This window comes from Colwellia sp. MB3u-8, from assembly GCF_014076985.1.
Taxonomy (GTDB): Bacteria; Pseudomonadota; Gammaproteobacteria; order Enterobacterales; family Alteromonadaceae; genus Cognaticolwellia.
This window is the reverse complement of sequence record NZ_JACGVA010000074.1, coordinates 1-14065: the sequence shown is the minus strand read 5'-3', so window position 1 is coordinate 14065 and position 14065 is coordinate 1. Positions and strand designations below refer to the sequence as shown.

General features: G+C 37.9%; 11 protein-coding genes. 6 read left to right on the top strand and 5 right to left on the bottom strand.

Annotation, left to right across the window (positions count from 1 at the left end; translation table 11 throughout):
- Nucleotides 1-307: 307 nt before the first annotated feature.
- On the bottom strand, nucleotides 308-2725 hold the full coding sequence (fadE, locus tag H4J54_RS19110) for an acyl-CoA dehydrogenase FadE (RefSeq protein WP_182192538.1): 2418 nt from the start codon (nucleotides 2723-2725) through the stop codon (nucleotides 308-310).
- 349 nt (nucleotides 2726-3074) lie between these two features.
- On the opposite strand from fadE, the gene H4J54_RS19105 reads away from it, so the two are divergent.
- A complete protein-coding gene (locus tag H4J54_RS19105; protein ID WP_182192537.1) occupies nucleotides 3075-3860 on the top strand; it encodes a class II glutamine amidotransferase in 786 nt (261 codons plus the stop codon).
- A 108-nt stretch (nucleotides 3861-3968) separates the two neighbouring features.
- On the opposite strand, the gene H4J54_RS19100 is transcribed toward H4J54_RS19105, so the two are convergent.
- From H4J54_RS19100 to purM, 3 genes are read right to left on the bottom strand one after another with little or no spacing between them, the layout of a single operon-like run.
- Nucleotides 3969-4721, bottom strand: a complete 753-nt coding sequence (locus tag H4J54_RS19100; protein ID WP_182192536.1) for a DUF3108 domain-containing protein — start codon at nucleotides 4719-4721, stop codon at nucleotides 3969-3971.
- Between the two features lie 22 nt (nucleotides 4722-4743).
- Entirely contained in the window at nucleotides 4744-5391 is a 648-nt protein-coding gene (gene purN / locus H4J54_RS19095; RefSeq protein WP_220464137.1) for a phosphoribosylglycinamide formyltransferase, read from the bottom strand.
- 3 nt (nucleotides 5392-5394) lie between these two features.
- A complete protein-coding gene (purM, locus tag H4J54_RS19090) occupies nucleotides 5395-6441 on the bottom strand; it encodes a phosphoribosylformylglycinamidine cyclo-ligase (RefSeq protein WP_182192534.1) in 1047 nt (348 codons plus the stop codon).
- Between the two features lie 142 nt (nucleotides 6442-6583).
- Between purM and H4J54_RS19085 the strand changes: the two genes are divergently transcribed.
- Nucleotides 6584-7702 carry a DUF2066 domain-containing protein gene (locus H4J54_RS19085; protein ID WP_182192533.1) on the top strand — a complete coding sequence of 373 codons (1119 nt, stop codon included), beginning with the start codon at nucleotides 6584-6586 and terminating at the stop codon, nucleotides 7700-7702.
- On the top strand, nucleotides 7699-8409 hold the full coding sequence (hda, locus tag H4J54_RS19080) for a DnaA regulatory inactivator Hda (protein WP_182192532.1): 711 nt from the start codon (nucleotides 7699-7701) through the stop codon (nucleotides 8407-8409). Before H4J54_RS19085 ends, hda begins: the two co-directional genes overlap by 4 nt.
- 537 nt (nucleotides 8410-8946) lie before the next feature.
- On the opposite strand, the gene H4J54_RS19075 is transcribed toward hda, so the two are convergent.
- Nucleotides 8947-10107: an FRG domain-containing protein gene (locus tag H4J54_RS19075; RefSeq protein ID WP_182192531.1), complete on the bottom strand. Its 1161-nt coding sequence runs from the start codon at nucleotides 10105-10107 to the stop codon at nucleotides 8947-8949.
- Nucleotides 10108-11033: 926 nt separating this feature from the next.
- Between H4J54_RS19075 and H4J54_RS19070 the strand changes: the two genes are divergently transcribed.
- The 3 genes from H4J54_RS19070 (at nucleotide 11034) to H4J54_RS19060 (ending at nucleotide 13245) form a co-directional block, all read left to right on the top strand.
- On the top strand, nucleotides 11034-11567 hold the full coding sequence (locus tag H4J54_RS19070; protein ID WP_182192530.1) for a hypothetical protein: 534 nt from the start codon (nucleotides 11034-11036) through the stop codon (nucleotides 11565-11567).
- 526 nt (nucleotides 11568-12093) lie between these two features.
- Nucleotides 12094-12675 carry a hypothetical protein gene (locus H4J54_RS19065; RefSeq protein WP_220464138.1) on the top strand — a complete coding sequence of 194 codons (582 nt, stop codon included), beginning with the start codon at nucleotides 12094-12096 and terminating at the stop codon, nucleotides 12673-12675.
- 15 nt (nucleotides 12676-12690) lie between these two features.
- Nucleotides 12691-13245, top strand: coding sequence for a hypothetical protein (locus H4J54_RS19060; protein WP_220464139.1), 555 nt, complete (start codon nucleotides 12691-12693; stop codon nucleotides 13243-13245).
- Nucleotides 13246-14065 lie beyond the last annotated feature (820 nt).

The following is a 14065-nucleotide window of genomic DNA, read 5'->3' as shown; positions in this document are numbered from 1 at the left end:
AATTAGAACAACTAGTTATTAAAATAAATGCCTTATATTTGGCCATTTTTTCTGCGTATAAAGTAGACCACCTAATTAATGAAATTGGTATTAACTGATTTTTTCAAACAGTACAAAGCGTTAATGCTATTGTTATTCGAGCTTTATGGCAATAATAATGGCCAATATTTCTCTTGTCACTATTGGTTGAAATCGCAATTTAACACGGATGTAGGCTGAAATTAACCTAATCAATTGTTGATCAAAAAAAAGCCCCTTAATGGTATTGGCAGTAAGGGGCTTTATCACCATGATTTTTACTTAAAAGCTAACCCGCTTTTAAGTCATCAGAGTCAAAGTCATCGACATCAATGGTCGCTTTACGCGCAATTTCTGTCGCGGTGAGTAATGCGGCTTCTTTTTCAGTGATAATATTTGCCGCCAAGCCTTTTGCAGCAACAAGATCAAGTTGATAAAATGGCAGGCGCTGACCAAGTTCACGACAAATTTTCTCAAAAATAGGTTCACAAGCAATAATATCTTCAAGCGTTTGTTCTAATTGCCCTAAAATATTGCCGGGTTCACGCGTAAGGTATTGACCTTTTCCTAAGCGTGTACGCGTTTCATTAGGGTACTGTAGCAAGGCCGCCACTTTATGATCGGTTATATCTGACGGTTTTTTCAACCAACAGCCGAGCGGTAAAATGATCAGTCGCAATACTTTCGCCACTATCCGATTTGGGAAGTTATTAATGAGTGCGTCAATCGCTTGTTGAATATTGTACAGACTGTCTTCTAAGGCCCATTGTACTAAGGGTAAGTCAGCGCTTTGGCGACCTTCATCGTTGTAACGTTTAAGGGTGGCAGACGCTAAATATAAATAGCTTAAAATATCCCCCAGTCGTGCTGAAATACGCTCTTTACGTTTTAAATCTCCGCCTAGCGTTAACATAGCAATGTCAGATAGCATGGCTAAGTTTGAGCTAAAACGGGTCATTAGTTGGTAATAACGTCTAGTTTCATCGTGAAAAGGTGCGCTAAGGGCATAACTGCCGGTAAAGGAAAACCAAACACTGCGGCAAATATTACTAATCGCAAAGCCAATATGACCAAATAAGGCATGATCAAAATCATTCAGTGCTTGTGTGTTATCTTCATTATTTGCCGCCGATAATTCAGCCAACACATAAGGATGGCAGCGAATAGCACCTTGACCATAAATAATCATACTGCGAGTTAGTATATTTGCACCCTCAACAGTAATAGCAACAGGGGCCCCTTGGTAGGCACGGGCAAGATAATTACTAGGGCCCATACAAATACCCTTGCCACCATGAATATCCATAGCATCAGCGACACAGGTGCGCATTTTTTCGGTCAGGTGATATTTAACAATCGCCGACACCACACTGGGCTTTTCGCCCATATCAATGGCGCCTGTCGACATAGTCGTGACTGCATCCATTAAGTAGGCATTACCCCCTATACGTGCTAAGGGTTCTTCGACACCTTCCATTTTACCGATAGCTATTTTAAATTGGCGACGAATACGACTGTAAGCGCCCGTTGCTAATGCTAGCGACTTGATACCGCCGGTACTATTTGAAGGCAAGGTAATGGCGCGGCCCACAGATAAACATTCAACCAGCATACGCCAGCCTTGTCCTGCCATTTCAGGACCACCAATGATGAAACTTAATGGCACAAAAACGTCATTGCCTTGGGTTGGACCATTTTGAAACGGCACGTTGAGTGGAAAATGACGACGACCGGTAATAACACCTTCGATATCTGTTGGTATTAGTGCACAGGTAATGCCTAAGTCTTCTTCTTCACCTAACAGGTGGTCAGGGTCTTGTAATTTAAATGCTAAACCTAATACCGTTGCAATAGGTGCTAGGGTGATGTAACGCTTATCCCATGTTAAACGCATGCCAAGCACTTTTTCACCCTCGAACTCACCACGACAAACAATGCCGAAATCAGGAATCGCACCCGCATCAGAACCGGCTTCTGGGCTCGTTAAGGCAAAACAAGGAATTTCATCGCCTTTAACTAGTCGCGGTAAATAATAATCTTGTTGCTCTTGGGTGCCATAATGTTGTAATAATTCACCCGGACCAAGTGAATTAGGTACGCCAACGGTAGATGATAAAACGGTACTGACACTGGTAAGCTTTTGTAAGACACAAGATTGAGCATAGGCGCAAAATTCTAGACCACCGTATTGCTTTTTAATGATCATCGCGAAAAATTTATTATCTTTAAGGTATTGCCATACTTCGGGGGTTAAATCGGCCAGCTCATGGGTTGTTTGCCAATCATCAGTCATACGACAAACTTCTTCTACTGGACCATCTAAAAACGCTTGTTCTTCTGCGCTTAATCTTGGTTTAGGGTAGTTATGAAGCTTTTTCCAGTCGGGTGTGCCGCGAAATAGTTCCGCTTCAAACCAGGTAGTACCGGCGTCAATAGCTTCTTGCTCAGTTTTTGACATTTCGGGCATAATGCCGCGAAAAATAGCCAGTAAAGGACTCGAAATATACTGTTTTCGCACATCAGCAATATTTAATGGCAGGGCGATAATGACAAAAATTAGCCAACCGAAGAAAGCGATCACGTGGAAAAAAGTTCCTACGATCATCAATAAGGTAAATGCTATGGTAAATGTTGAGAGTGAGGCGCGTGAATAAGCCATAAACCCGCATAATGCTACAGCAATGAGTATCCAAGTTAAGTAGTCCACATATTTTCCTTAATGTTGATATTTTGGCCAACGTTGGTAAAGTCAGACCAAAGTTTATAGTCAGACCAGAGCTTAAGGTCAGACCAGCGTAATAGTTTAAGCTTAATTCGTCTGCTAGATAATTTCAAATTATTTATCGTTACTCACGCCCTTTACTAGGATTATTTGCTGTAACGAATTAAAATGGTATTACTTACTGACTATAACAAAGTAAAATGGTCAAGTAAGCTCAATTAATTTGAGTTTAGATAATAGATTATTTTTATTTTTCTTACTGATACCTCAACGGTTAGCAGGGTACTTTTCTGGTGTTAGTTTCATCAATTTTTGTTTTTATTGGTTTTATTTTATGTGTGAATTAATGGCCATGAGTGCCAATGTACCTACGGATATTTGTTTTAGTTTTAGTGGTTTAATGCAGCGCGGCGGTAATACTGGCCCACATAAAGATGGCTGGGGTATTACTTTTTATGAAGGCAAGGGTTGTCGCAGCTTTAAAGATCCGCTACCGAGTGCACATTCACCTATTGCTCAGTTGGTGACTGATTACCCGATCAAAAGTGAAACAGTGATCTGTCATATACGACAGGCAAACTCTGGTAATGTATCTTTGGTTAATACCCACCCATTTGTTCGCCCTATGTGGGGTAAAAATTGGACTTACGCGCACAATGGTCAATTAGCTGATTTTAAATCTAGGTTAGCGACAAAGTATCATTTACCTATTGGAGAAACTGATAGCGAGCAGGCTTTTTGTTGGATATTAGATCAACTGTTACAAGAGTTTGACGGTGATCAGCCTAATGCTGAAGTATTATTTCATTATATTATTGGGCTATGTAAGAAAATCAATGAGTTAGGAGTATTCAATTTATTGTTAACCGATGGTGATTTTTTATTGGTGTATTGTACCAATAATTTACATTGGCTAACTCGACGTGCGCCGTTTGGTAAAGCGAGTTTGATTGATGCAGAAATGGTGGTGAATTTTGATCAAGAAACCACCGAAAATGATATTGTTACTCTTATCGCGACTCAACCATTAACTGACGATGAAACATGGCAAAAAATGCAAGTAGGCGAAGGTTTATTATTTTGTAAAGGCCAGCTGATTTTTGAAAGTAAGCCAGACTAATGAAAGTTTAAAAGTGATTAAGCAAAGTGACTGTTAACTGAGTCACTTTTTACTTAATCACTTTAGGATAACTGATTGAAAAGTTATTAAAAGTTTATTGAGGTTGAATTATTTACTTGAAGCGGTCGCTGCATCGCTGTTGTTCACTGACTTTAATTGTACTTCAAATTGCTCAACATCAGCTTTAATTTGATAAAGTTTGACTAACAGGTAATCTAACTCGGGTGCAAACCAAGCGTAGGTGATACGCTTTTTCTCAACAACTTCACGTTTAAGTCTAATGGTTTTTATCAAGCCATAAGGTAACATTAGCTCTTCTTCACCGTCGTATTGATAAACGTAATTTTTGATTGAACCTGATGTTCTAATCACAGGGTAAACAAAATGCTCCTGTTTGGGATTAGTGATCATATTGAGACGAAGCTGCAGATGGTAACTGAGCGAGTCTTGAATGTTGTCAGGGAAGTCTATGTTTTTTGTTTGCTGTTTTTTCTCATCAATAGCACTATTATTTGCTATGTCATAACGCCATTTATAATATTTGTCAGAGCCAGTGCCTTCACGTTTGTATTCATAACTTTTTGGCGTTACTTTATAGCCTTCAAGCTGAACAATAGAGCTTTCTGCACGGCTATCTGAGAAAATCAACCATTCAATTTCTGTCTGATAACTGTATTTCGCTAAGCCATTATTTAAATAGCTTAACTTACGTGTAGCTTCACCAACAGCTTTGTTGCTTCGCAAAATAGTATATTGAGCATTAAATGCAGGGATCACTACACTATTTTCTTTGTCTGCTGCCATAACGTTAAAGGTAAGACTAGACAAAAGTAAAGGAATATAAGGTAATGATTTCAACATGGTAAACTCTCTAAATTAAATACTATTCTTCGCTAGCATACCCCGAAATAGGTAAGATTACACCATCAAATAATGCCTGTTCTGCTGCCATAGTTACGCGTTGAGTACAACACCAATTAACCACCATAGGATAAATACGATGTTCTTGTTGATGTACACGCTGAGCAAGTTCATCGGCGTTGTCTTCTGGAAAAACAGGGACTTTTGCTTGTAAAATTACCGGCCCACCATCAAGTTCTTCAGTAACAAAATGTACACTCACACCGTGTTCAACATCACCGGCGTCAATGGCGCGTTGATGGGTATGTAAACCTTGATACTTAGGTAATAGAGAAGGGTGGATATTGATCAGGCGACCTTGAAATTTTTGCACAAATTTAGCGGTTAAAATACGCATAAAACCGGCTAGCACAATCAAATCAGGTTGATAATTGTTAATTTCGCCGACTAAGGCACTATCGTAACTTTCTCGGCTATCAAAGTCTTTGTGTGAAAGCACAGAGGTTGCTATGTTAGCATCTTGTGCTCGCGTTAAACCATAGGCGCCAGCTTTGTTAGACACTACAGCGACGATTTCGCCACCATAGTTGTCTTGCTTACAGGCATCAATAATCGCTTGTAAGTTTGTGCCGCCGCCGGAAATAAGTACTACAATTCGGCTTCGCATCAATGATTAACCTTTGTTGATAATAACTTGTTCTTGGCCTGCTTGCAGATCCGCAATTTCACCAATATGCCAAGCGTTTTCACCTTGTGCGTTAAGAATGTCGATGCTTTGTGCTAATTGCTCATCAGGTACTACGATGATCATACCAACGCCGCAGTTAAATGTGCGATACATTTCATGTTCACTGATATTGCCATTTTCTTGCAACCAATTAAAGATGGCCGGCCATTGCCAGCTATTGCCGTCTACAATGGCTTGAGCGCTCTCTGGTAAAACACGAGGAATGTTTTCCCAAAATCCGCCACCAGTAATATGTGACAAGGCATGTACATCAACATGCTTAAGCAGTTCTAAAACTGATTTAACATAAATTTTTGTTGGCGCTAAAAGATGCTCAGCTAATGGTTTTCCATCAAGTAAGTCATCGGTGTTGGTGTTATTTACTTCTAATACTTTACGTACCAAAGAGAAACCATTTGAGTGAGCACCAGAAGAGCCAAGCGCAACAAGTTGATCACCTGCGGCTACTTTAGTGCCATCAATTAAACGTGATTTTTCAGCAACACCAACACAAAAACCAGCGATATCGTAGTCGCCTTTGTGGTACATGCCTGGCATTTCAGCGGTTTCACCACCGACTAATGCACAACCCGCTTGTACACAACCTTCTGCAATACCTTCAACAACGGCTGAAGCAACGTCAACATCAAGTTTTGCTGTAGCGTAATAGTCAAGGAAGAATAGTGGCTCAGCACCTTGCACGATTAAATCGTTTACACACATAGCCACTAAGTCGATACCGACTGTGTCATGTTTTTTTAAATCTATTGCTAAACGCAATTTTGTACCAACGCCATCCGTTCCGGCAACAAGTACGGGCTCTTTATAGCCAGTAGGAAGTTGACAGACAGAGCCAAAACCACCTAGCCCCCCCATAACTTCTGGACGAGTAGTGCGTTTTACGGCACCTTTAATATTTTCAACTAGGGCATTACCTGCATCTATATCAACGCCAGCATCTTTATAATTTAAAGACTGTTTTTCTTCGCTCACGGGGAAACCTCAATTATGTTGTTAGTTTGCTTGTATGATAAAGGCGCACATTCTATCAGCGCAAAGACGTGCTGAAAATCTTTAAAATAATTTATTTTTTATAAGTGATAAAAATCAGCAACATTATGATAAGATCTTCATTATGAAACACATGTTAATGCTAAATATGTTCAGAAATTATCTGATATTCTTATGCCTTGTATTACCGCTTAAAATTAGCGCTATCGAGGTCGAAAACTTGTACAGCGCAAAAGTGGCTGTAGCGTCACAATCTAATGGCGATCGTAATCAAGCACTTAAAAATGCCTTGCGGGCAATTTTAGTCAAGGTCGGCGGTAATGACATCGATCATCCACTTATTAGCCAGGCAATAAATAACTACAGCATGTATGTTACGCAATATCAATATATTCGCGCTAATAATAAAGTATTGCTCAATGTTTCCTTTAACGAAGCCAAGATCAATCAATTGTTTAAAGCCAGCGACTTGCCGATTTGGGGACAATTAAGACCACAAGTGATGGTCTGGTTGGTTGAGGAAGATGGCTTTAAACGCAAGATAATTTCTGCTACATCGAATTCGTTGTTACCCCGCGTTATTGATGATTTTTCCCAGTTGCGTGGTTTACCATTAGTCATGCCAATAATGGACTTAACTGACCTTAATGCTTTGACATTAACTGATGTCTGGGGGCGTTTTTCAAAACCAGTAGCACAAGCTTCTGCGCGTTATATGGCAGAAGCTGTGGTGGTGATTAGAGTCTCAAACTCAAGCTTAGTTGCCGCCCAAGATGATCTTTTAGATTGTCCTCAGTGCCAAGCTAATAGTTTAGCCGTAGACTGGAGTTTAATGACCGACGCGCAAAATGAGCACGTACAAATGTTTAGCGAACAATACTTAGGTAATAACGTTGATGAGTTATTAACCGCTGCTTTGTCTGATATTACCGATATTATTTATCAGCAATATGCCTTATCAACAACTCACAGTAACGAGTTTGAGATAGATGTTGCCAATATCGCCTCATTAGTAGACTTGATTGCGGTGTCAGATTTTCTTGCAGAATTGTCTGCTGTGCAATCAGTACAATTGGTTAATGCGAAAGGTACTAATCGGCGCTTTAAATTGTCGTTAATTGGCTCACATCAAGCTTTGCTTGCTTCATTAAAATTGAGTGAACAGCTCAATCGTTATGTCGACCCCCTCGCTGCGCCTGAGGGCATAGAGCAAGTGCCGGTATTTTATTGGGGTAAAAAGTGAAGAAAGTTTCGCAACTCACTCTGTCGGTGCAATTACCTGACGATGAAACTTTCGCGAGCTTTAAAAGTGAGAGCAACCAAATGGTTGTGCAGCAATTAACGCACTTTCTCGATCATACAGGTGATGAAAACAAACAAGTACACAGTTTATTTTTGTTTGGTTTAACTGATGTTGGTAAAAGTCACTTGTTACACGCCAGCTGTGCCTATGCTGACACGTTAGGCATAACCTCGTTGTGTTTGTCGTTTTCTGAGCTTACTCAACTTTCGGTTGATGTACTTGACGGTTTAGAAAACATTGATCTAGTCTGTCTAGACGATATTCAATTGATCGCGGGTAATAATATCTGGCAACAAGGCGTGTTTGATTTATATAACCGTATGGTTGAGCAAAACAAATGCCTGATTATTACCGGTGATCAAAGCGCTGCACAGTTAAATATTAGTTTGCCTGATTTGGTGTCTCGGCTAAGCTGGGGCTTAACGGAACAATTAAAACCCTTATCAGATAAAGAGAAGTCATTTGCTTTGCAATACCGTGCACAACAACGGGGTTTAACGATGAATGATGACGTGGCGAGATTTTTAATTAATCGTTTATCCCGCGATATGACCAGCTTAATTGCCGCATTAGAACAGCTTGATCAGGCGTCAATTAGAGAACAGCGTCGCATTACTATTCCCTTTATTAAAGATGTCTTATTTTAAATCATTAGTGATTTACATCATAGTAATGTAAACGCGATTGATTTAAAAATAGTGACTTAAAACTAGTCATTTCAATTATCCGTTTAATTTAATCCCTTTCATTCATTAGGTTAAAGCCAAAAAAACCAAGTGCCTTATGCTTGAGCTTATGTGTATAACTTCAAATAAAGAGAGGAGTTTAGTTAAATCGTTTTAGGGTTGTAGCTAGGTTAGTAAAATTAATCGTATGTTTTGTGTGAAAATTTCTGAGTGATTTTAAAAAAATTCACAAGCGGCTAGAAAATAGAGACAGCTTTGTGCACACTCCCGAGATTAGCAGGTCGTTATGGCTAACGGCAGCTTCAAGCTCATTGCTGCCAGTGGCGACTCGTATCTGATCATTCAGTTATGCCACTTTGCTGACCTAAATAATCGATTAAAATCACCCTATTTTATGTTCACTAAGAATACGAAAGCAGACGTTTGACTAATTAGTTGTAATGATTTATCTGCGCCCATTAAAGAGATTAGTTAGGGCAACTCTCAAGCACACCAGTCTTAACTAAATAGCCGCTCTTTCAAAGCTTGACAAACACCATCTAACCCAGGAAAAAGGGTGGCAGCAGTGATACCCATAATCTCTAAGTCTTTCATTACTTTATTTCTATCCTCGATATTTATATCAACAGTTGTTAAATAATTTATTTTATCCTCAGCTTCTCTATACCTTATATAACTTTCTATGTTCGAAATATTTGAAAATGTGACCAGTGATTGTTGAGGAAGTGCTCTTGAATTATTAATTGAATTTACCTCAAAAGGTGCGAAACACGGGCCTGGTTCATCAATGGTATGAAATCCATTGCCGTACTGGTTCCCCCACTTTAGTTTATCAAAAATGTAAATCCGTACTCTTCCTTTATCAGTAGACTTTGGTATTTTATGGAATGCAAAATAAGCTGCAACAAAAGGTGAGTTCGTCCAGTCTAATAAGGGGGTTGGGAAGCCATGATGTTGTGCAATGTACAACAATTCACTGTAGTCTAAATTTAAATTAAAATGCCTATCCAATTCAGAAGATAAATTTCGATTCAATAATGGAACTTCTTCCACACCAAACCTAAGTAGATCTCTTCTACCTGCCCTGTGAAAAGTTGTTTCTAGCTTATATAACGAACTTTCTTGACCACGAAAAATCAGACCGTCGTTTTCATATTTCTCATCTAAAGCCCAAGCTTTAAAATCACTCCAAGACATTGTTTTAGTTGCTTCAATTTCGTTTTCACTTGTATTTTCAAGCTTACCTAGGTGACACTCTTTATCGAATGCCTCTGAATTTTTACTTAAAACAACTAATGCCCCCCTAAGTGAAATCATTCCCTCTAAAACGAATGGTCCTCCTAATTTTGCAATTAATTTTGCCGCTTCTTTATTTAATTCATATTCAGTTTTACAAAATTCAAAATCATCCTCTTTATTTCTTTCAATATTGGAGTTATATATTTGGACATTATCAATAATTAGTTTAAAAGAGTTTTCTAATGAACTTAAAGGAGCGTTTTGTGTTTCATTTAGGATCAGTTTTGCATTAGCATAAAAAGACAATTGAGCATCTTTAGTATTTGACACCAGCAAGCGACCCACTAAGTTTTTATCTTTATCGATGTTTAACGTAACAAAACCTAAATCACCGATGTATCCAACCCATTGACCCCACATAAAAAACCTATTTAAAATTGTAAAAAACATTAACAATTTACATGAAGTGATACATGGGAACAACAAATGAAGTAATAATTAAATACACATAAGTTGATTTAGCATAACTAAGAGGAAAAGTAAGACTGTTTTGTAGAAGTTAACCTTTGCATCACAACTGAAAATGTCAGCTTTTTAGCTAACAGCTGACCTTAAGAGCGACTTATAGCTAACGTCAACTAAGCGCACAAAGTTAGCATTAATAATTTGATGATGAACGACCGCAATGGTGGCTTTATTGCCAGTCGATAGGGCACTGGTTAAGAAATGAAATCAGCGTCTCCTGCAAGCTCATTCTTGCCGTTGACTTTATGCGGTAAGCGAATTGCGGCCATTGCGTGTGTAAATTTAATTATCAGATAATTTCGTATTGCAGACAGTCAATTAATTACAGTGGGTGAAGTTACAGAATATCTTTGCTGAGCCACAGTCATTTTATAGTCTTTGCTCACGTCAGTTACGCCTTTTTATACCTGTTGCAAAATCAGCGGCTCTGCCCCGCAGATTACAAATTCTCCAAGTTTTTTGAGTAAGGGCTTATATTCATCTCATCCAAATAAGCGACATTTTGCATTTGTTAATTTATTTGTCTATATATTAGATCTACTTATTGATATTGGATCTGTCACTGCAAACATTTCTTACAGAAAGGACGGCAATTCTGCCAATGTAGACATTGTTAGCTTTCAGTAAGAATGGGGTCCTTAGTCAATATAAACTTCAAAAAAATAACAAGGATAAGTATGAAAAAAGTACATATTTACTGTCGGGCCAGTTATTTTCTGTTGCTACTTATTACTGCTGGGTGCGCTTCACAAAGTGGATGGGAAACTCAGTCGGCATCTCCTGAATTTGTCAACGGAACACGAATTCTTGCTGAGGTCGTTATGATTACAACTCGTGATGAAAGCCTATCCAATAAGGGTTTGTTATTGGGTTGGAGGGATAAATTAATTTCAGCTGGATATACTGACAATGACATCGTTGATGGTAGTGAAATAACAATATTTACCTATTGTTATGGCTGGAATAGTGGTGTTTCTATATGTGCTCATCACGGTCACTATGTTGCTCATGTGCCCGTTGAACTGCAAGGGAAGCTCAAGGGCGATTTGGATGCCACTTGGAGTACATCAGGTGATCTAGTTGAAGTTGAGCTGAATAAAACACCTAAAGGTTACATAGTAGGTAAAGTTGTAAGACTATTCCGAAAATCAGATGACTGGAGTCCGTGCCGCAAAGTCAGTCTGGAACAAGTTTCAGAAGCCTCTGTTGTATTGTCTACTCTCGCTGGCATTGGCCCAGCTAGGGCCATGTGGATTGAGTGTGATGAGTCGAATGCTGGAGGGTGGACTAGACGTCCAATTCTCCACGGGCCACAATCTGCCGGACCGCCCATATCTGAATGGGTTAAATTATAGTTATTAGTTTGCTATAGGATAACTATAATCTAAATAGCATCAACTCTAACTTAATATCCCATGACATAATTTGTTAGACATGGAAGTATAAAAAGGATAAGTGGTTCTCGCTAATTGCGATTGAGTAACATCGAAATTCAATGCCAGCTTTAGTTTCATATTTGTGGACCTGATTATAACTTTGATTTTTAGTTTTTTGCTAAGGGTCGTTCTTAAAGTGGCTTTGAAATGGCTCCTTATCGCATTTATAGTAAGCGTATAGGTGCCGTTACCTATACGCTTACAGTCTAATTACGTGGAGGTTTTGGTTATAATTGGGAAGCCATATTGTTAGATTTGTCTATGGGAATACCCTCAACAGGAGATTATGAGGATTTAGCTGATGATGGTGCTGATATGTCAGCCGTATCGAGTGCTTCGGTTTTGGCCTTTAGGTTTTAGTAACTTTATATAAGAGTAAATATTGGGGGAGTGCTCCAATGTTTACTCTTTGTTTATTAAATAAGAATAAGTTAAAGGAATAAAAATGAATATGTTTAAGTTATTCGCCATTATCGTGACTCTAGCCTTACTTTCTGGGTGCGCACATCAAATACAACTCAACCCTAACACTGATTCCTTTGTTAGTTCAGAGAAAATAATTAACGCTGTAGTTGGTTATCATATTTCAGATGAAGACCGAAAAAAAATTGTAACAACAGATGGAGGCGGTGGAGATGATGTTAGTTACAGCCCATATAAGGATATAGAATCTATTTTATTTACTGTTTTATCAAATAAATTTAAAGATGTCTATTTGGTGAAAAATTTAGATGACAATTCATTCATTAAAGAAAATGAAATAAAACTAATATTCATTCCCAAAATAATTACTCAATCAAGTTCTAGTAGTCTATTTACTTGGCCACCGACAAAGTTTGTTATCGACTTAACTGTGAAAGTACTTAATTCTAGTGGAGATATAGTTTGGGAAAATAAAATTAAAAAAACAGGAGAAGCTGAATATGATGAATTCAAAACGGATTTCTCCTTATCTGCAAGAAGAGCTGTAGAAAAGGTTTTTCTTCAGTTAGCTAAAGATATTGAACAAGAATCTTTAATAAATTAATGGATTATATAAATAATGATTAAAATAATAAAAATATCGACAGTTGCTTTGAGTTTGTTAATTACAGCTTGTTCCATGCAAGCTCCGCCTTATGAAGCATCTATAGAAAATGTACAAATAATAAAAGGGGCTAAAGTTAAGCAAGTTAAAGTTGGCAAGATTACATCAACAAAACAGCTAGATAGTATATCTTTGCGTGGTTCTAGTATGTATTCACCTGTCAATAAATCTTATGGTTCATACCTTCAAAAAGCTTTAGAATATGAATTGAAATTAGCAAAGTTATTGTCTGCTGTTTCTTCTACAGTCCTTACTGGGGAGATGCTGACGAATGGTATTAATATATCTAGCTTTTCAGAAGGAGTTGGAGAAGCATCGGCCAAGTTTGTTGTCACTCGAGATAATAAAGTAATATTTGATAAAATCATATCAACCAATCATACTTTTGAATCTTCATTTATGGGCGCAATAGCTATACCAAATGCCCAAGCGAGTTATGTTAATTTAGTACAAAAATTAATTAAAAATTTATTTGAAGATAAGACCTTTATATCTGTATTAAAAGATTAAATTTATAAGGTATTAAAATCAAGTAAGTAAAAAACAGGTAGATTCAATGTTGAATCTGCCAAGTTAAAAACTCAAACAAATAATTCAGTAAAAAGTAATCAAACCTTGATTTAATTGACATGCATTAGTTATTTATATATCCCCACTATTTCCTTAAACAAACAGAATCTTAAATCAAGTAATATCAGAACTCTCTAGAAGTCTTCTGGTAGTTATTGCTCTTTTGGGCCACCAACACGAAATAATCTCAGAGGGAAGCTACCTTACGACTATATTTAGCGAGCAGAAGTCATAAGGTGATCACTGAGGTTAGCGACCGATTTATCTAGGCGCTGCCGTAAGTAAAGCAACCTCTAACGTCTGTAATGCGCACTTTGAAGTAATTCCAAAGCAACTTCGTGACTGCGGTTATGGTGGCTTTGTTGCCAGTCGATAAAAGTACAATATTTAGAAGTGAGGTCAGTGTCTCCTGCAAGCTCATTGCTGCCAGTGGCGACTCGTATCTGAACATTCACTTATGCCACAAGGCAGTCAAGATTTTTGATTATAAACTCATCAACATTATGCTCACTATCTCCAGATATAGCTGACATTAGCACAATATATCTATGGAGCTATCGCAAAAATAAAGTTAAGGTGGTCTAAATCGAGCGGTGTAATTTATTTATTTTGGTTTACTTTCTCTCAGGCTTTCTAAATCAGTATTATCTATTGATTTTAGAGCTAAAAATAAACAAATTCGCGTTTCTTATGCAGCTAGTTTATTGGTGTTAAATTACGTTCTAAATGCATGAGACATTATAACAGATTGAATTAAAAT